General features: G+C 62.5%; 19 protein-coding genes. 16 read left to right on the top strand and 3 right to left on the bottom strand.

Features of this window, described 5'->3' with window-relative positions; genetic code table 11:
• The first annotated feature begins 83 nt into the window (after positions 1-83).
• The 4 genes from I8N66_RS22380 to betA all read left to right on the top strand — a co-directional run bounded on the left by I8N66_RS22380 (position 84) and on the right by betA (position 3,683).
• Positions 84-242 (top strand): hypothetical protein, encoded by a 159-nt coding sequence (locus tag I8N66_RS22380; protein WP_291157829.1) that lies wholly within the window; start codon positions 84-86, stop codon positions 240-242.
• Positions 243-343: 101 nt separating this feature from the next.
• On the top strand, positions 344-514 hold the full coding sequence (locus I8N66_RS22375) for a hypothetical protein (protein WP_113539677.1): 171 nt from the start codon (positions 344-346) through the stop codon (positions 512-514).
• 1 nt (position 515) lies between these two features.
• Positions 516-1,979, top strand: a complete 1,464-nt coding sequence (locus tag I8N66_RS22370) for a cytosine permease (protein WP_291157825.1) — start codon at positions 516-518, stop codon at positions 1,977-1,979.
• Between the two features lie 18 nt (positions 1,980-1,997).
• Positions 1,998-3,683 carry a choline dehydrogenase gene (betA, locus tag I8N66_RS22365; protein ID WP_291157822.1) on the top strand — a complete coding sequence of 562 codons (1,686 nt, stop codon included), beginning with the start codon at positions 1,998-2,000 and terminating at the stop codon, positions 3,681-3,683.
• Between the two features lie 121 nt (positions 3,684-3,804).
• On the opposite strand, the gene I8N66_RS22360 is transcribed toward betA, so the two are convergent.
• Positions 3,805-5,304 (bottom strand): PLP-dependent aminotransferase family protein, encoded by a 1,500-nt coding sequence (locus tag I8N66_RS22360; RefSeq protein ID WP_291157819.1) that lies wholly within the window; start codon positions 5,302-5,304, stop codon positions 3,805-3,807.
• A 282-nt stretch (positions 5,305-5,586) separates the two neighbouring features.
• On the opposite strand from I8N66_RS22360, the gene I8N66_RS22355 reads away from it, so the two are divergent.
• The 6 genes from I8N66_RS22355 (at position 5,587) to I8N66_RS22330 (ending at position 11,352) form a co-directional block, all read left to right on the top strand.
• Positions 5,587-6,651, top strand: a complete 1,065-nt coding sequence (locus I8N66_RS22355; RefSeq protein WP_291157855.1) for an ABC transporter substrate-binding protein — start codon at positions 5,587-5,589, stop codon at positions 6,649-6,651.
• 81 nt (positions 6,652-6,732) lie between these two features.
• Positions 6,733-7,617 carry an ABC transporter permease subunit gene (locus I8N66_RS22350; RefSeq protein WP_291157816.1) on the top strand — a complete coding sequence of 295 codons (885 nt, stop codon included), beginning with the start codon at positions 6,733-6,735 and terminating at the stop codon, positions 7,615-7,617.
• A complete protein-coding gene (locus I8N66_RS22345; RefSeq protein WP_291157813.1) occupies positions 7,614-8,402 on the top strand; it encodes an ABC transporter permease in 789 nt (262 codons plus the stop codon). Before I8N66_RS22350 ends, I8N66_RS22345 begins: the two co-directional genes overlap by 4 nt.
• 2 nt (positions 8,403-8,404) lie before the next feature.
• Positions 8,405-9,463: an ABC transporter ATP-binding protein gene (locus I8N66_RS22340; RefSeq protein WP_291157811.1), complete on the top strand. Its 1,059-nt coding sequence runs from the start codon at positions 8,405-8,407 to the stop codon at positions 9,461-9,463.
• A gap of 102 nt (positions 9,464-9,565) precedes the next feature.
• On the top strand, positions 9,566-10,540 hold the full coding sequence (locus I8N66_RS22335) for a TIM barrel protein (protein ID WP_291157808.1): 975 nt from the start codon (positions 9,566-9,568) through the stop codon (positions 10,538-10,540).
• A gap of 2 nt (positions 10,541-10,542) precedes the next feature.
• A complete protein-coding gene (locus I8N66_RS22330; RefSeq protein WP_291157805.1) occupies positions 10,543-11,352 on the top strand; it encodes an inositol monophosphatase family protein in 810 nt (269 codons plus the stop codon).
• On the opposite strand, the gene I8N66_RS22325 is transcribed toward I8N66_RS22330, so the two are convergent.
• Positions 11,349-12,299 carry a LysR family transcriptional regulator gene (locus tag I8N66_RS22325; protein ID WP_291157802.1) on the bottom strand — a complete coding sequence of 317 codons (951 nt, stop codon included), beginning with the start codon at positions 12,297-12,299 and terminating at the stop codon, positions 11,349-11,351. The genes I8N66_RS22330 and I8N66_RS22325 overlap by 4 nt on opposite strands.
• A gap of 316 nt (positions 12,300-12,615) precedes the next feature.
• Here I8N66_RS22325 and I8N66_RS22320 point away from each other — a divergent pair, with 316 nt between their 5' ends.
• A complete protein-coding gene (locus I8N66_RS22320) occupies positions 12,616-13,539 on the top strand; it encodes a DMT family transporter (protein WP_291157799.1) in 924 nt (307 codons plus the stop codon).
• A 29-nt stretch (positions 13,540-13,568) separates the two neighbouring features.
• On the opposite strand, the gene I8N66_RS22315 is transcribed toward I8N66_RS22320, so the two are convergent.
• Positions 13,569-14,498 carry a LysR substrate-binding domain-containing protein gene (locus I8N66_RS22315; RefSeq protein WP_113539666.1) on the bottom strand — a complete coding sequence of 310 codons (930 nt, stop codon included), beginning with the start codon at positions 14,496-14,498 and terminating at the stop codon, positions 13,569-13,571.
• Between the two features lie 304 nt (positions 14,499-14,802).
• On the opposite strand from I8N66_RS22315, the gene I8N66_RS22310 reads away from it, so the two are divergent.
• The 5 genes from I8N66_RS22310 to I8N66_RS22290 all read left to right on the top strand — a co-directional run bounded on the left by I8N66_RS22310 (position 14,803) and on the right by I8N66_RS22290 (position 20,058).
• Positions 14,803-15,909: an extracellular solute-binding protein gene (locus I8N66_RS22310; RefSeq protein WP_291157796.1), complete on the top strand. Its 1,107-nt coding sequence runs from the start codon at positions 14,803-14,805 to the stop codon at positions 15,907-15,909.
• Between the two features lie 105 nt (positions 15,910-16,014).
• Positions 16,015-17,001 carry an ABC transporter permease gene (locus I8N66_RS22305; protein ID WP_291157793.1) on the top strand — a complete coding sequence of 329 codons (987 nt, stop codon included), beginning with the start codon at positions 16,015-16,017 and terminating at the stop codon, positions 16,999-17,001.
• Positions 17,001-17,795, top strand: coding sequence for an ABC transporter permease (locus I8N66_RS22300; protein ID WP_291157790.1), 795 nt, complete (start codon positions 17,001-17,003; stop codon positions 17,793-17,795). Before I8N66_RS22305 ends, I8N66_RS22300 begins: the two co-directional genes overlap by 1 nt.
• Complete coding sequence (locus tag I8N66_RS22295) at positions 17,795-18,880, top strand: ABC transporter ATP-binding protein (RefSeq protein WP_291157786.1); 1,086 nt, start codon at positions 17,795-17,797, stop codon at positions 18,878-18,880. Before I8N66_RS22300 ends, I8N66_RS22295 begins: the two co-directional genes overlap by 1 nt.
• Before the next feature lie 68 nt (positions 18,881-18,948).
• Positions 18,949-20,058, top strand: coding sequence for an NAD/NADP-dependent octopine/nopaline dehydrogenase family protein (locus I8N66_RS22290; RefSeq protein ID WP_291157783.1), 1,110 nt, complete (start codon positions 18,949-18,951; stop codon positions 20,056-20,058).
• The last annotated feature ends 70 nt before the right edge of the window (positions 20,059-20,128 follow it).

The raw sequence follows: 20,128 nt of genomic DNA, 5'->3' as shown, positions 1-20,128 counted from the left end.
TCGAGGACGCCTATCTCCACGGCGCCCTCTGGGTTCCAGTCGTCCACCCTTTTGCCACCGGTCGGCTCGCCCGCTGGGAAGTGGTGCACCGCTTTCTCGAACAGGTCATCCGGCGCGGCGACGTCTGGTTCGCGCCGATGGAAGAGATCGCCGCTCATGTGCGGCGCGTTGTCGAAAACGGCAGCTGGTCGCCGAGGATCGATCGGCTGCCCTTCTATTCCGAGCCCGTGCGGGTTCGGTAGCCGGAAGCGGTGCGCCCGCTTCCGAAGATCTGCGGCTGATGGAGCCGCGACTGTCTTCGCGGAAAGACGCCAAAAGGCGCGACGCGACAAGGGGAACGACGATGGAACACAACGAAATCGCCTGGCAGGGCGAACTGTCGCGGCGCGCCCGCGTCTATGAGGACATCGAAGCGGGAGAGCGCTTCGAGGGCACCATGACCGTGCTCGACTATACCTGCTTAACCTTGCTGACGCTCGTACTCGTCGTCGGCTTCTGGCTTTGGGGGGCGTGAGATGACCGATCACGTTGCATTGGACCGCCTCACCGCCGTCGAAACCGAGCTTGAGGATGCAGCCCGCAACCGTGCCGCCGCCGAGCGTGGCGATGCGCCGCTGCTGCCAGCCGAGAGGCTTTGGGGTTTCTGGGAATTCACATACGCCAATTCGGCACTGGCCATTGCCACCTGGGCCTTTCTGATCGGCGGTTCCGTCGGTCTGTTCGTCGGGCCGAAGGAGGGCATTGCCGCAATCGTCATCGGCAACATCGTCGGCGTGGTACTGACCGCGCTCGCGACCACCACCATGTCCGGCCGCTATGGCGTCGAGCAGTTCATCGCACTGCGCAGCCAGTTCGGCTACAACGGCAGCCGCGTCGTCTATGTACTCGCCGTGGTGATCCTGACCATGGGGTGGCTCGCGGTTCTCGCGATGATGTTCGGCCGCTCGATCGACGGGTTGATGGCGCTCAGCGCCGGCGAAGCGGCCAATCCGACCGGCGCCAAGATGATCGTTGCGGCGATCGGCGCGATACTGCTCACCTGGTTCATCGTCGCCAAGGGACCGACCTCGATCAAGTTCTTCAACATGGTCGTATCGCCGGCGCTGGTGCTCCTGATGGTGGCGATGCTCTATCTCATCCTCAGCCATCACTCGATCGGCGAGCTCCTGGCGCTGCCGGCCCTTGCGCCGCCGTTCGAGGACAAGACGCTGAATTTCATCGTCGCGGTCGAGGTCAATCTCGCCGCCGGTTTCTCCTGGTGGCCCTATATCGGCAATCTGGCGCGGTTGACGAAGAACGAGCGCACAGCCTTCTGGCCGAACATCCTCGGCATCTTCGGGGCCGCTGCCCTTGGTGAAATCGTCGGCCTGCTTGCGGCAGTCGCACTTGGCGAAAGCGATCCGACAATCTGGATGACGAAGATTGCCGGACCGATGATCGGCATCGTCGCACTGCTCTTCGTGGCCTTCGCCAACATGACGTCGATGGCGAACATCCTCTACACCTCGATCGTCGGCCTGCGGCAGGTCGGTACGGCATCGGTGCGCGCCATTTCCTGGGGCACGATCCTCTTCCTCTTCTGCCTCATCCCGTTCGGGCTCGTGGTCTTCTATCCGCAGATGTATGACGGCTTCTTCATCTTCCTCGTCTGGACCTCGGCGCTGAATTCCGCTCTCGCCGGTATCGGTATCGCCGACTACTTCTTCTTGCGGCGCCAGAAGCTCGACATGCGCAGCCTGCACGGGCCGCAGGAAAACGGTCCCTACCGCTTCTGGGGTGGCTTCAATCCGATCGGGCTCTTTGCTCTTGCTATCGGCTTCATCGTCTATGTCGCCGTCTTCAATCCGCAGACGCTCGCGAGCCTTCCAGCCTTCAAATACCTGACCGCCTCCGTGCCGTCCTGCCTTGCTGCAGGCACGGTCCACTACGTGCTGACACGGCTTTTCGCCCGTGGCCGCGGCTGGGGTCAGTATCCATAACCACCGGAGAAGACGACGATGACCGAAACATACGACTACATCATCATCGGCGCAGGGTCGGCCGGCTGCGTGCTCGCCAACCGCCTGTCGGAGGATCCGTCCACCCGGGTGCTCGTGCTCGAATTCGGCGGCAGCGACAAGTCGATCTTCATCCAGATGCCGACGGCGCTTTCGATCCCGATGAACGGAACGAAATACAATTGGAAATACATGACCCTGCCGGAACCCGGTCTCGACGGGCGCCGGGTGCATTGCCCCCGTGGAAAGGTCATTGGCGGCTCGTCCTCGATCAATGGGCTCGTCTACATGCGTGGCCACGCGCGGGATTTCGACGAGTGGGAGGAGCTGGGCGCGCGCGGCTGGCGCTATGCCAATTGCCTGCCGTATTTCCAAAAAGCCGAGACCTGGCAGGACGGGGGCGACAGCTATCGCGGGGCCACCGGGCCGCTTTCGACCAATGCCGGCAACAAGATGAAGAACCCGCTTTACCGGGCCTTTGTCGATGCCGGACGCGAGGCCGGCTATGTCGCGACAAACGATCCGAACGGTTACATGCAGGAAGGCTTCGGGCCGATGCACATGACCGTGAAGGACGGAGTGCGTTGGTCGACTGCCAATGCCTATCTGAAACCGGCGATGGGCCGTCCGAACCTCAATGTTGTCACCCATGCCATGACGCGCCGGGTGCTGGTCGAAGGCAAACGCGCCGTCGGTGTCGAGTATGAACTCGGCGGCGAGCGCCATATTGCCCGCGCCAGCCGCGAAGTGCTCATCGCCTCCGGCCCGATCGGATCGCCGCACCTGCTGCAGCGCTCGGGCATCGGCCCGGCCGCGGTGCTGCAGCAGGCGGGCGTTCCCGTCCTGCACGATCTGCCTGGCGTCGGCGAGAACCTGCAGGATCATTCGGAGGTCTATATTCAATATGCGTGCAAGGAGCCGATCACGCTCAACGGCAAGATGGGCGTCTTGAGCCGCGCGTTGATCGGGGCAGAATGGCTCCTGTTCAAGAAGGGGCTGTCCGTGTCCAACCACTTCGAAAGCGGCGGTTTCATCCGCTCCGACGCCTCGCTTCAATGGCCGGACATCCAGTTCCACTTCCTGCCTGCAGCGATGCGTTACGATGGCAAGAAGCCGCTCGATGGCCACGGCTTCATGGTGTTGACCGGACCGAACAAGCCGAAAAGCCGCGGCTACGTCCGGCTGCGTTCTCCCGAGGCCCACGAGCAGCCCGACATCCTCTTCAACTATCTCGACCGTGAGGAGGATCGCGAAGGTTTCCGTCGCTGCCTGCGGCTGACGCGTGAGATCATCGCCCAGCCGGCCTTCGACCGTTTCCGTGGCGATGAAATCGCCCCGGGAGCGAATGTGCGGACGAATGACGAGATCGACGCCTGGGTGCGAGAGACCATGGAGAGCACCTATCACCCCTGCGGCTCATGCCGGATGGGTGAGGATGGAATGGCGGTCGTCGATAGCGAACTTAGGGTTCGTGGCATCGATGGGTTGCGGGTCATCGACAGTTCCGTCTTCCCGTCCGAACCGAACGCCAACCTCAACGCGCCGACGATCATGCTGGCAGAGCGGGCCTCCGACATGGTGCGCGGCAAACCGCTGCTCGCCGCCTCCAACGCCGAAGTCGGCGTTGCCCCTGGCGTCGGTGTCACACAGCGCAGCAGCAAGCCGCTGCGCGCTCTCCAGCAGTGAACTGAGAGAGGGCGGTGCGGCATGTTGCGGGGTATCGGTTATGTGGTAGCCCGGCGCGAGCGCGGTGACGACGAGGAGCCGAACCGATGGGCCTTGGTGGTCGAAAGGCTCCTCGGCCGCCTCAAATCCCGATGTTGCCCTCCGTTCGGGCCATCGCATCCGCCAGCCGGAGAAGAAGAGGCCTCATCCGGTCTGCCGGAACGCCGGCATAGCCGAGAATGAGCGCGCCCGGCTGCGGTGTTGCGATCGTATAGTCGGACAGGGGATAACATTGCAGCCCCGCATCCAGCACGGCACGGTGCGAGGCCTGGTCTTGCCGGCCGCCCTTAAGCCAGGCGAGCGCGTTAAGGCCGCTTTCGGAGCTGTCGATGCGGGCAAGTCCGGCAAGCGTCTCCTGCGCCACTTGCGTAAAGGTTTCGCGGCGCTCAGCGTAGAGGCTGCGCATGCGGCGCAGATGGCTTGCAAAGTGACCACCGCCGATGAACTCGGCGAGCGCGAGCTGGGTTTCGACGGGCACGCTGCGATGGATCAGCGCTGAGAGGTTGCGGAAAGTACCGATCAATTGCGGCGGCAGGACGAGATAGCCGACACGCAGGCCCGGATAGAGCGCCTTGCTGAAACTGCCGGCGTAAATGACCCGTCCATTGCTGTCGATGGAGCGCATGGACGGCAGCGGCGCGCCGTCGTAACGGAATTCGCTGTCATAATCGTCCTCGATGATCCAGGCATCGTTGGCCCGAGCCCACTCGAGCAAAGCAAGCCTGCGCGGCAGCGTCAGGGTGACGCCGAGCGGGTGGTGGCGCGAAGGCATGACGAAGGCGAGCCGGGCATCCGGGTAGCGGGCGATCGCGCCTTCGACATCCATGCCTTCGGCATCGACATCCGTCGGACACAGGCGCAGACCAAGCGTTCGAAAGAGGTTGCTGGTGGTGATTGGCCCCGGATCCTCGAACCATATCCCGTCGCCGGCATCGGCAAGCGCCAGCGCTGCGAGCGAGAAGGCCGCGTGGCCCCCGGGTGTGATGACGATCTGCTCAGGATCGCAAGGGTCTCGCCGGTGCAGGGCCAGATACTCGGCGATCCGCTGCCGCAGAACCAGTTCGCCCGCGACATCGCCATAGCCCATGGCCACCGCCTTGCCGCTGCGCGCTACGGCGTTCCAGCATTTCCTCCAGATGGCAAAGGGAAAGCGATCGAGCGCCGGCCGGTTGGGCAGGAAGGGCCTGTCCTCCATCTGGCCGATGTCGGCCGACATCCGGCGCGATTGCGCGCCAATGCGCGATAGCCGTGGCGGTGCGCTGTCGGCAACGTCACCACGAGCGGGCATCGACAGCTTGGTCGATTGCCGCGGCAAGGCGGCGGACACGAATGTCCCGGCCCCTTGCCGTGCCTCCAGATAGCCCTCCGCCTTCAGGTTCTCGAGCACCCGCACCAAAGTCTGGCGCGACAGGCCGAGCTCGTCGGCCAGGATGCGGCTGGCGGGCAGCCGGGTTCCGGCACGCAGATGCCCCTTGAGGATGGCCATGCGCAATTGGTCCTGCACCTGGCGGAATTTCGGCAGCGCGATCGTCGCATCAATACGCAGGAACGGCAGGATCGGGCCTTCCAACTGCTTGCTCACCGGTGTGTCTCCAAAATTGGTACGATCGAATGCATCATAATGGACGTTTCTTCGTCGTCCAATTGTTACATCCTGTACCTACACGAAAACGCACCGATGCAGCCCTTCCGCAGGACGCAGACAAGGTGCGGGGGAACCGGAACTGACGGCGGTGCCGACGACCGGATGCAAGGACAGAAAAGCAGTCATCGCCCACGATCCGTCGCAGACGGTCAACAGGAGGAAAACATGAAGAAGCTTCTATCGCGCGCAACAAGCCGCGCCTTCGTCTCCACCCTTGCCATGGCTGCCGCGCTGCCGGGTATTGCCCGCGCCGAGCCCTCGCAGGAGCTGGTGGCGGCTGCCACGAAGGAAGGCGCGCTTACGGTCATCGCGCTCCCCCATGACTGGTGCAATTACGGCGAGGTCATCGCTGGCTTCAAGGCGAAGTATCCGGGCATCGAGGTCAATGAGCTGAACCCTGATGCAGGTACCGCCGACGAACTGGAAGCGATCCGGGCGAATAAGGGCAATACCGGCTCGCAGGCGCCTGATGTCGTCGATCTCGGCCTTGCCTTTGCGCCTGCCGCCGCGCAGGAAGGTCTTCTCCAGCCGTACAAGGTGGCAACCTGGGACGAAATCCCGGGCAACATCAAGGACGAGAAGGGGTATTGGTACGGCGACTACTATGGCGTCATGGCCTTCGGTGTGAACAAGGACCTGCTCGAGACTGCGCCGACCGATTGGTCGGATCTGTCGAAATCGGAATACTCCGGCGCGGTTGCGCTCACCGGCGATCCGCGGTCTTCTGCCCAGGCTATCCTGGCGCTGATGTCAGCCGGCATCTCGCGTGGCGCCAAGCCCGGAACCGAGTCCGGCGGCAAGGGGCTGGAGCTCTTTGCGGAATTGAACAAGTCCGGCAACTTCGTGCCAGTGCTCGGCAAGGCCGGCACGATCGCACAGGGGCAGACGCCGATCGTCGCTGCCTGGGACTACAATCTCTTGGCCTGGCGCGACGCCCTGAAGGGCAATCCGCCGATGGATGTCGTCGTGCCGGTGAGCGGCGTCGTCGCTGGCGTTTATGTTCAAGCGATCTCCGCCTACGCACCGCATCCGAACGCCGCCAAGCTCTGGATGGAGTACCTCTATTCCGATGAAGGCCAGACCGGCTGGCTGAAGGGTTACTGCCACCCGGCGCGCTTCAATGCCATGCTGAAGGCCGGCAAGTTCCCCCAGGACCTGCTCGACAAGCTGCCGCCGGCCGAAGCCTATGAAAAGGCGATCTTCCCGACGGTCGACGAACTTTCCGCCAACAAGACCGCGGTGGTCGAGGGCTGGGACAAGGTCGTCGGCGCCAACGTGAAGTAATCCTCCGCTCGGGCAGAGAGGCTTCACCCGTCACGAAGCCTCTCACCGGACTTTGGCGCTACTATTCCAGGGACAAATCCGATGACGACAAGCGTCGCATCCCTGCCGACAGCCTTCAGGCCGCGGCAGGTTCTCAGCTGGTTCGGGGTTGCCCCCTTCTTCCTCTTCGCCACGCTGTTCCTCATCCTGCCAACGCTCAACATCGTGCTCGGTGCGTTCCGCAACGCGCAGGGACAGGTGACGCTCGAAAACCTCGGCAAGCTCCTTGCGCCTTCGATACGCTCTGCCTTCTGGATTTCGATCGAACTCAGCCTGCTGACGGCAGCGCTCGGGTGCCTGTTCGGCTTTCTCATCGCCGCTGCCATCACTCTCGGTGGCCTCCCGCGACCGCTGCGCAACGCCATCCTCACCTTCTCCGGCGTGGCCTCGAACTTTGCCGGCGTCCCGCTCGCCTTCGCCTTCATCGCAACCCTCGGCCGCCTCGGCTTCGTGACGATGCTGTTGCGCCACTGGTTCGGCATCAATCTCTACGGCGCCGGTTTCAACATCGTCTCCTTCCTCGGCCTGGCACTTACCTATCTCTATTTCCAGATTCCGCTGATGGTGCTGATCATCACGCCGGCGCTGGAGGGACTGCGCCGCGAATGGCGGGAGGCGGCCGAAAGCCTTGGCGCCAACGGCTTTCAGTACTGGCGGCTGGTGGCGTTGCCGGTGCTCTGGCCTTCGCTTCTCGGCACGCTCGCTCTGCTTTTCGCCAACGCCTTCGGGGCAGTTGCGACTGCCATCGCGCTGACCGGCTCATCGCTTTCGATCGCGCCGATCGTCCTCTTCGCGCAGATCCGCGGCGACGTGCTCAATGATCCGCATCTCGGCTATGCCATCGCCTTTGCGATGATCCTGCTGACCGCCGTTGCCAACGCAATCTACATCGTCTTGCGCATGCGTGCGGAAAGGTGGGTCAAATGACGGAAAGACGCCTCTGGTCCTGGCTCGCCGTCGCCTTCGGCGGGCTCTATTTCCTGCTCCCGCTCGTCGGCATGTTCGACTTCTCCATGCGCATGCAGCGCGATGGCTACAGCTTCGAAGCCTATCGTGTCGTGCTGGCGGATCCTCAGTTCCAGCAGACCTTCGGTTACTCGGTGGTTCTGGCCTTGCTGACGATCGTTCTCGGCATCCTGATCATCGTGCCGACAGCCTATTTCGTGCGGCTGCGGTTTCCGGGTCTGCGCCCGATCGTCGAGTTCCTGACGCTGCTGCCGCTGGTCATTCCGCCGATCGTCATCGTTTTCGGTTACATCCGCATCTACAATACCTCTTCGATCCTGCCGCTGACGGGAAGCTGGTGGGGCACCAATCTGCTGCTCTTGTTCGGCTATGCGACACTGTCGCTGCCCTACATGTACCGCTCCGTCGATACTGGGCTCCGCACCGTCGACGTCGGCAGCCTGACGGAGGCGGCCCAGAGCCTCGGCGCCGGCTGGGCCCGGATCCTCGCCGTCGTCATTTTGCCGAACGTCTTCGTCTCGGTGCTTTCCGGCGCCTTTTTGACCTTCGCGATCGTCATCGGCGAATACGTCTTTGCCGCCTTGCTCAACGTCGGCAGCTTCGGTCCCTACATGGTCTGGATGGGCGGCAATCGCGCCTATGAACCATCGGCGCTCGCGGTGGTGGCGTTCGGCATCACCTGGGCCTGCATGGGGCTGATCCAGCTTTTCACCCGCTTTTCAAAATTCTCTACCGTGAGGCGCTGATCATGGCCTTTCTCGACATCCGTCATCTGGAAAAATCGTTCGGTGCGCTGCGCGTCGTCAAGGATTTCAACCTCGACATCGAGAAAGGGGAGTTCGTCTCCTTCCTCGGCCCATCCGGCTGCGGCAAGACAACCGTCTTGCGCATGGTCGCCGGATTTGAGGCGCCGACGGCCGGTGCCATTCGCATCGAGGGGCGCGACGTGACCGGCCTTGCTGCCAACCGTCGCAACATCGGAATGGTCTTCCAGGCCTATGCGCTCTTCCCGAACCTAACGGTCGAAGAGAACATCGGCTTCGGCCTGCGGATAAAGGGCGTTGGAAAGGCAGAGATCCGCACGCGTGTCGGGGAAATGTTGGAGATGGTCGGCTTACCGAAACTCGGCGAGCGCTACCCATTCCAGCTTTCCGGCGGCCAGCAGCAACGCGTGGCCCTGGCGCGCGCGCTGGCAATCCGCCCGCAGGTTCTGCTGCTTGACGAGCCGCTGTCGGCGCTTGACGCAAAGATACGCGTGAGCCTGCGAGAAGAAATCCGCCGCATCCAGCGTGAGCTCGGCATCACTACCATCTTCGTGACGCATGATCAGGAAGAGGCCTTGTCGATGTCGGACCGCGTCGTGGTCATGCATCAAGGCATAGTCGATCAGGTAGGCACTCCTTTTGAAATCTACAATCGGCCGGCGACGCGGTTCGTGGCGCAGTTCGTCGGCACGCTTAATCTGCTCGATGCCAGCCTCATCGACGCAGCCGCGGGGCGGGTAGGGCTGGGGGATATCCCGGTGGCTCTGAACAGGAAGCTGCCCGGACGGGCGGGTGACCGCGTGAGCCTGGCGCTCCGGCCGGAAACCGTGGCGCTCGGACGAAAGGACGAGGGCAGCGTCGTTCTCTCCGGCCATATTGCCGAGGTGCATTTCCTCGGTTCGGTCATCCGCATCAGGGTTGCCGTTGCCGGTCAGTTCGTCTCGCTCGATACGTTCAACCAACCCGACACGCCGCCGCCTTCTGTCGGGACCGCGGTCGAAGTCAGCATTTCTGATCGTGACCTGCTTGTTCTTGCGGCCTGACGAGAACGAAAACTTCGAACAATGCCGATCGCTTGCGGAGGATCCGGGATGGTGCCCGATTTGCCATGGGAAATGACGCCTCGCCCGAATTGGCGGCAGAGGATGGAGGGTCTGTCTGCCGAGAGCCGTGCGAAGCTCGCTGCGCGGGCACGACGTGCGCCGCTCTTTGCTCATGCCTATGCCTTCCACCTGAACTTCCGCTTTGGTGGCATGAAGCCCCTGGATCTGGCTGAATTCGCAAGAGAACTGGGTCTGCAGGGCCTCAAGGTTCATGTCGAGGACGGCGAGCAGGCAAGTCTGGCCAGAATGTCAGACAAGGCGTTGCTGGCGTTTGGCGCGGCGGTGAGCAGTCTCGGTCTGGAGTTGCATGTCGAGACCAGCACGACCGAGCTTGCCGGGCTCTCCGACGCGGTGCGTATCGCGCTTGCGACAGGAGCCACATCGCTTCGCTGCTACCCGCGCTACGAGGGGCGGGTTTCTGAGATCGTCGAATGGACTATCGCCGATCTGCGGCAGCTTGAAAACCTCGATCCTGAGGGCAGGCTCCGTTACACGCTCGAACAGCATGAGGACCTCAAGTCAGCAGAGTTGATCCAAATCGTCAAGGCAGTCGCAAACCCGCGCCTCAGCCTTCTGTTCGATTTCGGCAACATGATCAATGCGTTTGAAGTGCCGATGTCGGCGCTGGCCGCGCAGGCGCCGCATATCACCGAGGTGCATGTCAAGGATTGCCTCGTACGGCCGGATCGCGGCGGCTGGGCGCATCTCGCCTGCCTTTCGGGAAACGGCGATTTGCCGATGCTGGCGATGTTGGTTGAGCTGCTGCTGCTTGGCTGCGACAAGCCGCAGGTCCTGGCCTTTGGATTGGAAGAGGAGGAGGGCTATTTCGCGCCCGCGCTTCGCTTTGCCGACGAGGCACGCGATCCGTTCATCCCCGCCCGCACGGCAAGCTTCACCACGATTGGAGCCGGCGATCAGGAGGCGCGACTGCGCCAGGAGGTGGCGGCCGCCCACAGGCAGGTCGAGACGGTCCGGAGCCTGTTGCAGAAAATCATAACGCAAGCTGAGAAGGTCTAAGAATGACGGTCGAACACGCCTGCCCACCTGCGTTTCTGGCATTCGCCCACGAAATGGCCGATGCCGCCGCTACCGTTATCCGTCCCTATTTTCGCCAACGGCTCGAAATCGACGCCAAGGCGGACAGCAGCCCTGTCACAGACGCCGATCGTCTCGCCGAAATGACGATGCGGCAGATGATCGGGAAGCGTTTACCAGACCACGGCGTTCGCGGCGAGGAGTTTGGTGCTTCCAATGCCGATGCGGAATGGGTCTGGGTGCTCGATCCGATCGACGGCACCAAGTCCTTTGCGTCCGGCTCGCTTGCTTTCGGCACGCAAATCGCGCTGCTGCATCAGGGCGCACCGTGTCTTGGCATCATTGAGCAGCCGATAACAAACGAGCGCTGGGTCGGCCAGCGGGCGAGCCCGACGCTCTTCAACGGTGTGCCAATCAGAACGAGCGAAACCGCCCGCCTCAAGGAAGCGATCGTCTATACATCGGCGCTGGAGCAGTTCGATCTTGATACGAGAGAGCGTTTCTCGCGGCTGGCAGCCGGCGCCCGTTTCACGCGGATGTCGCATGATTGCTACGCCGCCGGCCTGCTGGCGCTTGGTTGCGTTGACATCCTGGTCGAAAGCAACGTGTTCGACTACGACATCCTTCCTCAGGTACCCATCATCGAAGGAGCGGGTGGCATCGTTACGGACTGGGAGGGCCGACCATTGGCCAACACGAACCAGTACGGGACAGTCCTCATGGCAGCAAACGAGACGCTGCACGCCGAAGCACTCGAGCGGCTGCGGCACGGGACAAACCGCGCAGCGGACTAGGTGCCGGCTGCGTTTTCCGAGAGTGGGCGCGCGGAGGGATCACGCCCTTCGAAGAGCGGCCGATGTTTCGCGAGCGCCTGGCCTGCAAACTCGGTAAAGGCGCTGACACGGGCGGTGCGGCGCAGGTCCTCGTGGGTGAGGAGCCAGAGCTCTCGCGTCATTGCGGCGACCGGTGAGCCGATGCGCACCAGGCCCGGCGTCGTATCGCCAAGATAGCAAGGCAGCGCCGTAAGCCCGATGCCGGCTGCTGCTGCTTCGCGCGCAGTCACCAGGGAATCGCAGCGCAGCACCGCCGGCGCTGACAGCGTCGCGCGCATCCATCGTGACACGCTCGTCGAAGCAAGCGCATCGCCGAGCCCAATCCAGCGTTCCCCCGCGAAATCGATCTTGTCGGACGATCCAAGGCCGCGTTCCTGCAGGTAGGAAGGCGCCGCATAAACGGCAAAGGCAACGTTCGCGATCCGGCGGCCAACGAGCGCATCGGGTGAATCGACGGCGGGGCGAATGGCGACGTCAGCGTCGCGATGAGAGAGATTTGCGAGTGCATTCGAGGTGCTCACTTCGAGCAGGACGCCCGGGTGGCGTTGCCGGAAGGCAGCGAGTATCGACGGCAGGATCGAGGCCATCAATGTGTCGGTGGTGGTGATCCGCAGGCTGCCTTCCAGCCGCAGGTCCTGCCCGGTCAGGCGGCGCTCCAGTTCGGTGACCGTTTCCGCCATCCGTCGGGCCACCGCGAGCAGTTCCTCGCCGCCGGCTGTGAGCGTGTAGCCGGACGGGAGGCGATCGAACAGGCGGACCCCCAATCTCTGCTCGAACGATCCAACGCGCCTGAGCACGGTGGTGTGATTGACGCCGAGCGCGCGGGCTGCGGCAGCGAGGGAATTCGCCTCCGCGACCGCCAGGACAAAGCGGAGATCTTCCCAGTCGATACGATGGTGGCTGTTCATGTCTGGGCAAACCTTCAGCAGCGTTGCGGATCGAGCGTGCACGTCGCAGCGCCGTCTCCGCCATCGTCGGTCGGATCGGCACAACCACCCCCAAGATCAGGCGACTCGGCGCTTCGAAGGCCCAAACGCAGGGATGTGCGAATATGCAGCATGAAACGGCAAAGTGACAGATCGATCTGCGAGAAGGCACGGCCTAACTAGATAAACACGTTCGGACAGGACGGTCGAACGCGCCTGTCGAGCCCGGCTGCCGGTGTGAGAGAACCTCAACGCTGGTCCTTGTCCCCTTCGCGCTATTCATCAAGGAGGTCCCGTGATGGAGACCCTGTTCGTTCCATTGGCTCTGGTTGCCGGCGGTCTGCTCGCCGTTCAGGCGGGCGCCAACGCACAACTTTCGAAGGCTGTCGGGTCGCCGTTTGCGGCCACCACGCTCCAGCTCGCGATCGGCACTGGCCTGCTGTTTTTCGTCACCCTGTTTACCGGAACAGTTGCCGTTCTCACCGCAGTTCCAGAGGCCGAATGGTGGCATCTCGTCGGAGGCACCGCCTCGGCGGTTTACGTCGTTTCAACGATCGTTCTCTTTCCCCGACTAGGCGCCGTCGTTTCCGTCGGGCTCTTTATCGCCGGGCAGATGCTTGCGTCCCTTGCGCTCGATAGCTTCGGTCTGCTTGGTGTGATGCCAACCGGACTTCGCGCTGGTGCAGCGATCGGCACGCTCGTGGTGCTCATCGGGGTCGGCATGATCGTGTTCGGCCAAGGCGGAAAGGACAACCTCAAGGCTGACAAGCTTGGATGGATCGCCCTGGCGCTGACCGCAGGCGCGGTCCTCCCGGTCCAGGGCGCAGTCAACGCGCTGCTGCGCCACGATCTCGGTGGTGCGCCGTTTGCCGTGGGCGCCGTCTCGTTCTTCGTCGCAACGCTCGCGATGGCAGCGGTAATGCTTGTTGGGCTCGCTAGACAGAAGGCACCCCGTCCGAACATCGGCGGCGTGCAGACCATGCCCTGGTGGGGCTGGCTCGGCGGCCTTGCCGGTGCTACCTATGTCACCACGGTTTTTACCGCGATCCCCGTGATCGGCGCGGCCGCAGCGGTCGGCTTTACCGTCGCCGGTCAGCAGGTCGCAAGTGTCTTCGTCGATCGCTACGGCTGGTTCCGTCTCCCGCAGCGGCCGGTGTCGGGGCTGCGCCTCGCCGGGGTGGTGCTGTTGCTTGCGGGTGTCGCGCTCATCAAACTCGTTTGAAGGACGAATGGTGCGGCGCAGGCGTGGGGTCAGGAAGATGAAGAGCCGGCCACACCCATCCTGAGCTGCATGTCCTGCACGGTGGCGCGCGTCGCTTCCACATAGGCATCGACGAGGTGGCGGTTTTTTGTGTCGCGAAGCCAGCAGAGGCTGAGATCAGATGCGATGTTGGGGCGGAAAGGCCTGATCGTGATCTGATCGCGCTGGCCGTAGGCGAACACCGGGTCGACAATGGCGATCCCCAAACCGTTGGCGACCATTTCACAAACGGCAGGCGCGAGGGTTGCATCCATGATGTAATTCAGGCGGGTGCCATAGCCATCAAGCGTGCTTTCGATCTTCTGCCGGATGCGGTTGTCGGCCGCAAAGCCGATATACGGCTCGCCGTCGATATCGGCGGGCTCGACCTCTTGCTTGGCGGCGAAGCGATGCCCCGCCGGTGCAATGCAGACTAGGTCGCCGCCGCGCAAGGGAACGCACTCGATATAAGGATTGTCCGTATTGCGGTTGATCAGGCCGATATCGACCTGTTTGGACAGCAGCCATTCAACGATGAATTGTGAGCTGCGGATCACCACGGAAATATAGGCATCAGCATGCCTGGCAAGGAAGCGCTTGTTGGTGTGGCTGATGAACGGGCCGGACAGGGCGGGCATCACGCCAACGGATATTTGCCCGAGCTCCTCGCGCCGGATCAAGTCGACGGCGCGCTCTATCTGCTTGATGCCGGCGAAGACACGGTCGATTTCCTTGTAGAGCCGCATACCATGTTCTGAAGGGATCAGCCGCCCCTTGACACGATCGAACAGCGCAAGTTCCGTATCCTCTTCCAAATGCGCCAGCAGCTTGCTCACCGCCGGTTGCGAGATATGCAATATCTCGGCTGCGCGACTGACCGTACCACATTCGATCACGGCCTTGAGGGCCTCGATTTGTCGTAGGTTCGGTGCGCGCTTCATTCCATAACTTCTCAACAGTGCCGGTCGCAGATCACCCTAGCTGCGCCAACGGATATTGACAATCTGGCAGCCCGTGATGCTGGAAAGCACCAGAGGCTTGGCGACGCTACGCGCCACGATAGCCTATAACCTTATGGAATGGGCGCAGGCTCATAAACAATTGGACGGGCTAAAATCGCTGCGCCTATCTATGTGCAGGCTGCAGTCGGATCGATCCGGTTGCGCGATTGGCGATCGGTCCGGCAATGCGCCCACGCACGGACCGACGCTCATCAAGTCACGCTGGGAGGCGCGAGGAGGAACAATGATTATCGGGCAAAAGATCAATCGCAGAAACGCACTCAAGCTGCTGGGGGCCGGCAGCGCCACGCTGCTCGCAGCGCCGTACATCATCCGCTCGGCAAGCGCGCAGAGCTCGGTTCTCAACATCACCACATACGACAAGTTCCTGCCACAGGACTTCATCGAGCAGTTCCAGAAGGAAAGCGGCATCGAGGTGCGCATCCGCCTGACCGACGACCAGGGCAAGCAGTACAATCTGCTCACGGCAGAAGGCGCAAATCCGACGACCGATATCGTGACGGTCGCGGGCCATCGCTATGGCCAATTCATCGACTCGAAGCTGGTGCAGGCACTGGACACAGCCAAGTTGCGCAATTGGTCGAACCTCAATTCCGCCTATCAGGAGGCGGCCTGGGCACGCTACGAGGGCAATCTCTGGGGCTTGCCGATCCTTGCCGGCTACGAAGGCCTGGTCCGCAATACGGACTACGTATCGGAGGCCGATAGCTGGGGCATCATGTTCGACGAGAAATACGAGGGTCTGACCGCCTATATGGCGGGCGATTTCATGTCGATCACCATGAAGTATCTCGGCCATGACGGCGACTTCGTTACCTATACCGGCAAGGCCGACGAAGCCCAGAAGGCGGCCAGTGAGGCGCGTGACTTCCTGATCAAGCACAAGGGTATGGTTCGCAAATATTACGATGCGGCCAGCGAAGTGCAGCAGATGTTCATCAACGAGGACATCCACCTGGCGCAAGCCTGGTCCGGCCCGGCCGCCAAGCTGATCATGGATGGTGTTCCGGTGAAGCTTTCCGTTCCGAAGGAAGGCACCTACGGCTTCTGCTATACGCTGAACATCGTCAACAACGCGCCCAACGCCGAAAACGCCTACAAGCTGTTCGACGCGATCCTGGCCAACCCCGAGGTCGGTGCCGCGATGACGCGCACCTCCGGCTTCAGCTCGACGATCTCGGGCGTCGACAAGCTGCTCAACGAAAAGGAACGGCTGGCTTCGACGCTGCCGCAGGAAGAGCTTGAGCGCGTCACCTTCTTCAGCACGCATAACCGCGCACTGAAAAACGAAATCATTGATCGTGCCGTCGCCGAACTGAAGGCGGCTTAAGCAACCATAGAGCGGCGACTGGTCCTGGCCCCGTTTTAGCGACGGGGTCAGCACGATGACGCATGTCCAGTCGCCGCCCATCGGGTCAAGGTTTGGGACAATTCAATGGCCGTGGGAACAAGTACAGCGCATGGCGGTATTGCCGCCTATGCCGCTCAAATGAAGTATTCGACAGGCATCGCCCGGGTGATCCACTCTCCTGTCTACCGGTATACGCTGGGCGCCGTTGCAGAGTGGCGATATGGCCGCATCTTCCTATTGGCCGGCGTGCCGGTCGTCTGGATGCTGATGATGCATATCGGCCCCATCTACGAGATGCTGCGCATCAGCCTTCTGTCGAGCTACCCGCCCCAACCTGGCGTGGAAGCGAATTTCACGTTCGACAACTACGCGCTCTTCTTCAGCGAGAAGCTCTACTGGATGCCGCTGCTGCGTAGCTTCATCTACGCGTCGATCGCAACTGCGGTTACCCTGATCGTGGTCTATCCGGTTGCCTACTACGTTGCCAAGGTGGTGACGACCGGCAACAGGTCGCAGGCGCTGCTGTTGTTGCTGGCGCCCTTCTGGGCCGGTGAGATCATCCGCATCTTCTCCGTCATCATGCTTCTGGCCAATCGCGGTGCGGTCAACGTGCTGCTGCGGGAAATCGGCCTGACCGAACGTCCAATCCAGATGCTCTACACCTCGTTCTCGATCAGCTTCGGCCTGGTCTACATGGTCTGCCTTTACATGCTGCTGCCGCTCTATTCGGCGATCGAGAAGATCCCGAAGTCGCTGCTCGATGCCTCGGCGGATCTTGGGGCAGGGCCGTTCACACGCTTCCGCCGCATCATCCTGCCGCTTTCGCGCGACGGCATCGTGTCGGGATGCTCGCTGGTTTTCCTCACCTGCATGGGCGTGTTCGCCGCTCCCATTCTTCTCGGCGGGCCGACCACCAGCATGTTCTCCGAGACGATCAGCAGCTTCTTCCACGGTGCCAGCAGCCGTTGGCCGGCCGGTGCGGCCTTCGCGATGATCATGCTTGCCGCATCGCTCGTCACCGTCGGTCTGTTCATGCGGGTCGTCGGCGGTTCAAAGCAAAGGACATTCTGATGCGAGCCATGTTTCACGATTGGCCGGGACTGGCCCTCAAGTCCTTCTACTGGCTGTTTGTCTTGTACCTGTTTCTGCCGCTGTCTCTGATGGTTGCGGTCAGCTTCAAGGATGCGAGCTTCATTTCGTTCCCGCTTGGAAACCTGACGATCGATTGGTACGCCAAGGTCATTCAGGACAAGCAGTTCCTGGACGCCTGCCTTTACACCATCATGATTGCCGCGGCGACGACGACCATCGCGACGGTGATCGGCGTCTGGATCGCGATGCTGATCGGATCGCTGCGTGGCGCCGCTCAATACGTGGCCTTCGCGGTCGCCTGCCTGCCTGCCGTCGTGCCGGGCATGATCTCGGCGATTTCGCTGCGCATCTTCATCACCACCATCGAACTGCCGACCGGCACGGTCGCCATCATCCTCGGCCACGTCGTTCACGCCGTGCCCTTCGTTGTCGTCATGGTGCTGACGCGACTGCGCTCGATGCCGGGCAATCTCGTTGATGCCGCTCGCGATCTCGGCGCGGACAGCATCGTCACCTTCTTCCGCGTGACGCTTCCTTACCTGGGGCCAGCCATCTTCGGCGGCATGATCTTCTGCCTCCTGCTGTCGAGCGATGACTTCGTCCGCACCTTCTTCCTCGGCGGCTATCGTCCGACGCTGCCGATGCTCATCTTCGCCCGCGTGCAGTCCGGCATGTCGCCGGAGATCAACGTCATGGCGACGCTGGTCCTGGTCGTGACCGCCGTGGTCGGGCTTTACGCAGAATATCTCACTCGTCGTTCGAGGATCCGCTGATGGAACCGGTAGTTCAGTTCGAAAATGTCAGAAAGAGCTTCGGCAGCTTCGTCGCCGTCGACAATCTCAACCTCAACATAGAGCGTGGCAAGTTCGTCACGCTGCTCGGCCCTTCCGGCTGCGGCAAGTCGACGACGCTGCGTATGCTCGGCGGCTTCGAAACACCCACGAGCGGCCGCATTCTGCTCTCCGGCCGGGACGTGACAAAGGTTCCGCCAAACCGGCGCAACGTCAACATCGTGTTCCAGGACTATGCGCTGTTCCCGCACATGACGGTCGCGAAGAACATCGCCTTCGGCCTGGAGCTGAAGGGGGTCGACAACAGGCAGATCCAGAAGCGCGTGTCGGAACTTCTGGAGCTCGTGCAATTGCAGGATTTCGCAGGCCGCCTTCCGTCCGAGCTGTCGGGCGGCCAGCGCCAGCGCGTCGCTCTGATGCGGGCGCTGGCGCCCGACCCTGACGTCCTGCTGCTGGACGAGCCGCTTTCCGCCCTCGATGCGAAGCTGCGCCAGACCATGCAGGTCGAGCTCAAGGCGATCCAGGAACAGACCGGCAAGACCTTCATGTTCGTGACCCACGATCAGGAAGAGGCGCTCACAATGTCGGATACGATCGTGGTCATGAACAACGGCCGCATCGAGCAGATGGGCGACCCGGCGACCCTGTACAAGCGGCCGGGATCCGCTTTCGTCGCGACCTTCCTGGGCGAAACCAATCTGTTGCGCTCCGATGTCGTGGGCACGGAAGCCGGCGAGGCCGCAGTGCGTTGGAACGGCGTAACGATCAAGGCTTCCTCCGGTGCGCTTTCCCCAAAGCCGGGAGACGCGATCTACGTCGTGCTGCGGCCGGAAGCGATCCAATGTTCGGCCCATGAGCCGAGCGTGGCGAACCGGGTGCAAGGGCGTATCCGCCAGCGTGTCTTCAAGGGCAACCACACATCGCTCAAGGTCGAGATCGGCGACGGACATCTGCTCAACGCGCTCGTTCACCCGAGCGAAGTGGAAGGCCTCAGCCAGGACGACATCTGGGTTGGCTGGGCGTCCGAAGCGACCACACTCATCCCATCCCGAACCGCGGCGGCGTAGCCGCAACGTCTCGACGACCGGCGCCTGGTTGCGCCCGTTACCCGATATCAGTGAAAGTGGAAAACGACATGCGCGTAGGTATCGCAGGTGCTGGCTCTATTGCCTTCGGCACCGCTGCACTTCTTGAAAAACTGGGACACAAGGCGACGCTCTGGTCGCCGTCCGGCACGGGCACTGTGGCGCTCGCCGAAGGAGAGAGCCTGACGGCCGAGGGGGCCATCGAGGGCACGTTCCTTCCGGCCGTTGCCGAGAGCGCGGAAGATCTGGTCAGCGATGCGGATGCGATCCTCATCGCGCTGCCGGCCTACGGGCACCGCTTCGTGCTGGATGCAATCGCGCCGCATCTCAACGCTCAGCAGGTGGTGATCTTCAGCTCGCACACCTCGTTCGGAGCGCTCTATCTCTCGTCGCTTCTGGCAGCGCGCGGGACAACGGTGCCGATCGTTGCCTGGGGGACCACGATCGTCAGCGGCCGGAAGCTGGGCCCGGCGCTGGTCCAGGTGAACACGGTGCGCAAGCAGGTCGACCTGGCAACGGTTCCGGAATCGGAAAGTAAGCGTGGCCACACGGTTTGCACGGCGCTCTTCGGCGAACATTTTGTCGATCGGGGCAGCCTGCTGGCGATCGCTCTGTCAAACCTGAACCCGCAAAACCATCTCGGGATCGCGCTCGGCAACATGTCGCGCATGGAACGCGGCGAGACTTGGGTGCAGGCGCAAAACGTCACCCCGAATATCGGTCGTCTCCTCGAGACGCTCGACCGCGAGCGCCTGGCCGTCGCCGAGAAGCTGCAGCTGAAGGTGCGCGACATATACCAGCACTTCCACCTGTCGTTCCATGTGCCCGTCAGCACCATCTCGCAGATGAACCAGGAGATGCATCAGGCCGGACATAACGGCACAGGTCCCCCGACGGCCGACAGCCGCTATGTGACGGAGGATGTCCCCTTCGGCCTGGTCGTCACGGCGCAGCTCGCGCGCCTCGCCGGATGCCCGGCGGACCTGCATGAGGCGGGAATCCGCATCTTCTCGGCCATGTACGGCCGGGACTTCGAAGGCGAGAACGACCTCCTGCCGGAACTGGGCCTCGAGCGACTGGATCTCGAAGGCCTCGATGCGCTCTGCCGCACCGGCTTTCCGCCCGTTGCCGCTGTCGATCGAGCCGAGGGGCGTGCCTGAATGAGTGACCACTTCCTGTCCCATCTCCGTTTAGAGCTCGATGGCCTGAAGACGGCCGGGTTGTACAAGT

Source organism: Ensifer sp. SSB1 (assembly GCF_016652895.1).
Lineage (GTDB): Bacteria > Pseudomonadota > Alphaproteobacteria > Rhizobiales > Rhizobiaceae > Ensifer.
This window is presented reverse-complemented; position numbering and strand designations above follow the sequence as displayed.

Coding starts and splice junctions, on each gene's coding strand:
- I8N66_RS22375 (WP_113539677.1), top strand. CDS start 344: ATGGAACACAACGAAATCGCCTGGCAGGGCGAACTGTCGCGGCGCGCC.
- I8N66_RS22370 (WP_291157825.1), top strand. CDS start 516: ATGACCGATCACGTTGCATTGGACCGCCTCACCGCCGTCGAAACCGAG.
- betA (WP_291157822.1), top strand. CDS start 1,998: ATGACCGAAACATACGACTACATCATCATCGGCGCAGGGTCGGCCGGC.
- I8N66_RS22355 (WP_291157855.1), top strand. CDS start 5,587: ATGGCTGCCGCGCTGCCGGGTATTGCCCGCGCCGAGCCCTCGCAGGAG.
- I8N66_RS22350 (WP_291157816.1), top strand. CDS start 6,733: ATGACGACAAGCGTCGCATCCCTGCCGACAGCCTTCAGGCCGCGGCAG.
- I8N66_RS22345 (WP_291157813.1), top strand. CDS start 7,614: ATGACGGAAAGACGCCTCTGGTCCTGGCTCGCCGTCGCCTTCGGCGGG.
- I8N66_RS22340 (WP_291157811.1), top strand. CDS start 8,405: ATGGCCTTTCTCGACATCCGTCATCTGGAAAAATCGTTCGGTGCGCTG.
- I8N66_RS22335 (WP_291157808.1), top strand. CDS start 9,566: ATGGAGGGTCTGTCTGCCGAGAGCCGTGCGAAGCTCGCTGCGCGGGCA.
- I8N66_RS22330 (WP_291157805.1), top strand. CDS start 10,543: ATGACGGTCGAACACGCCTGCCCACCTGCGTTTCTGGCATTCGCCCAC.
- I8N66_RS22325 (WP_291157802.1), bottom strand. CDS start 12,299: ATGAACAGCCACCATCGTATCGACTGGGAAGATCTCCGCTTTGTCCTG.
- I8N66_RS22320 (WP_291157799.1), top strand. CDS start 12,616: ATGGAGACCCTGTTCGTTCCATTGGCTCTGGTTGCCGGCGGTCTGCTC.
- I8N66_RS22315 (WP_113539666.1), bottom strand. CDS start 14,498: ATGAAGCGCGCACCGAACCTACGACAAATCGAGGCCCTCAAGGCCGTG.
- I8N66_RS22310 (WP_291157796.1), top strand. CDS start 14,803: ATGATTATCGGGCAAAAGATCAATCGCAGAAACGCACTCAAGCTGCTG.
- I8N66_RS22305 (WP_291157793.1), top strand. CDS start 16,015: ATGGCCGTGGGAACAAGTACAGCGCATGGCGGTATTGCCGCCTATGCC.
- I8N66_RS22300 (WP_291157790.1), top strand. CDS start 17,001: ATGCGAGCCATGTTTCACGATTGGCCGGGACTGGCCCTCAAGTCCTTC.
- I8N66_RS22295 (WP_291157786.1), top strand. CDS start 17,795: ATGGAACCGGTAGTTCAGTTCGAAAATGTCAGAAAGAGCTTCGGCAGC.
- I8N66_RS22290 (WP_291157783.1), top strand. CDS start 18,949: ATGCGCGTAGGTATCGCAGGTGCTGGCTCTATTGCCTTCGGCACCGCT.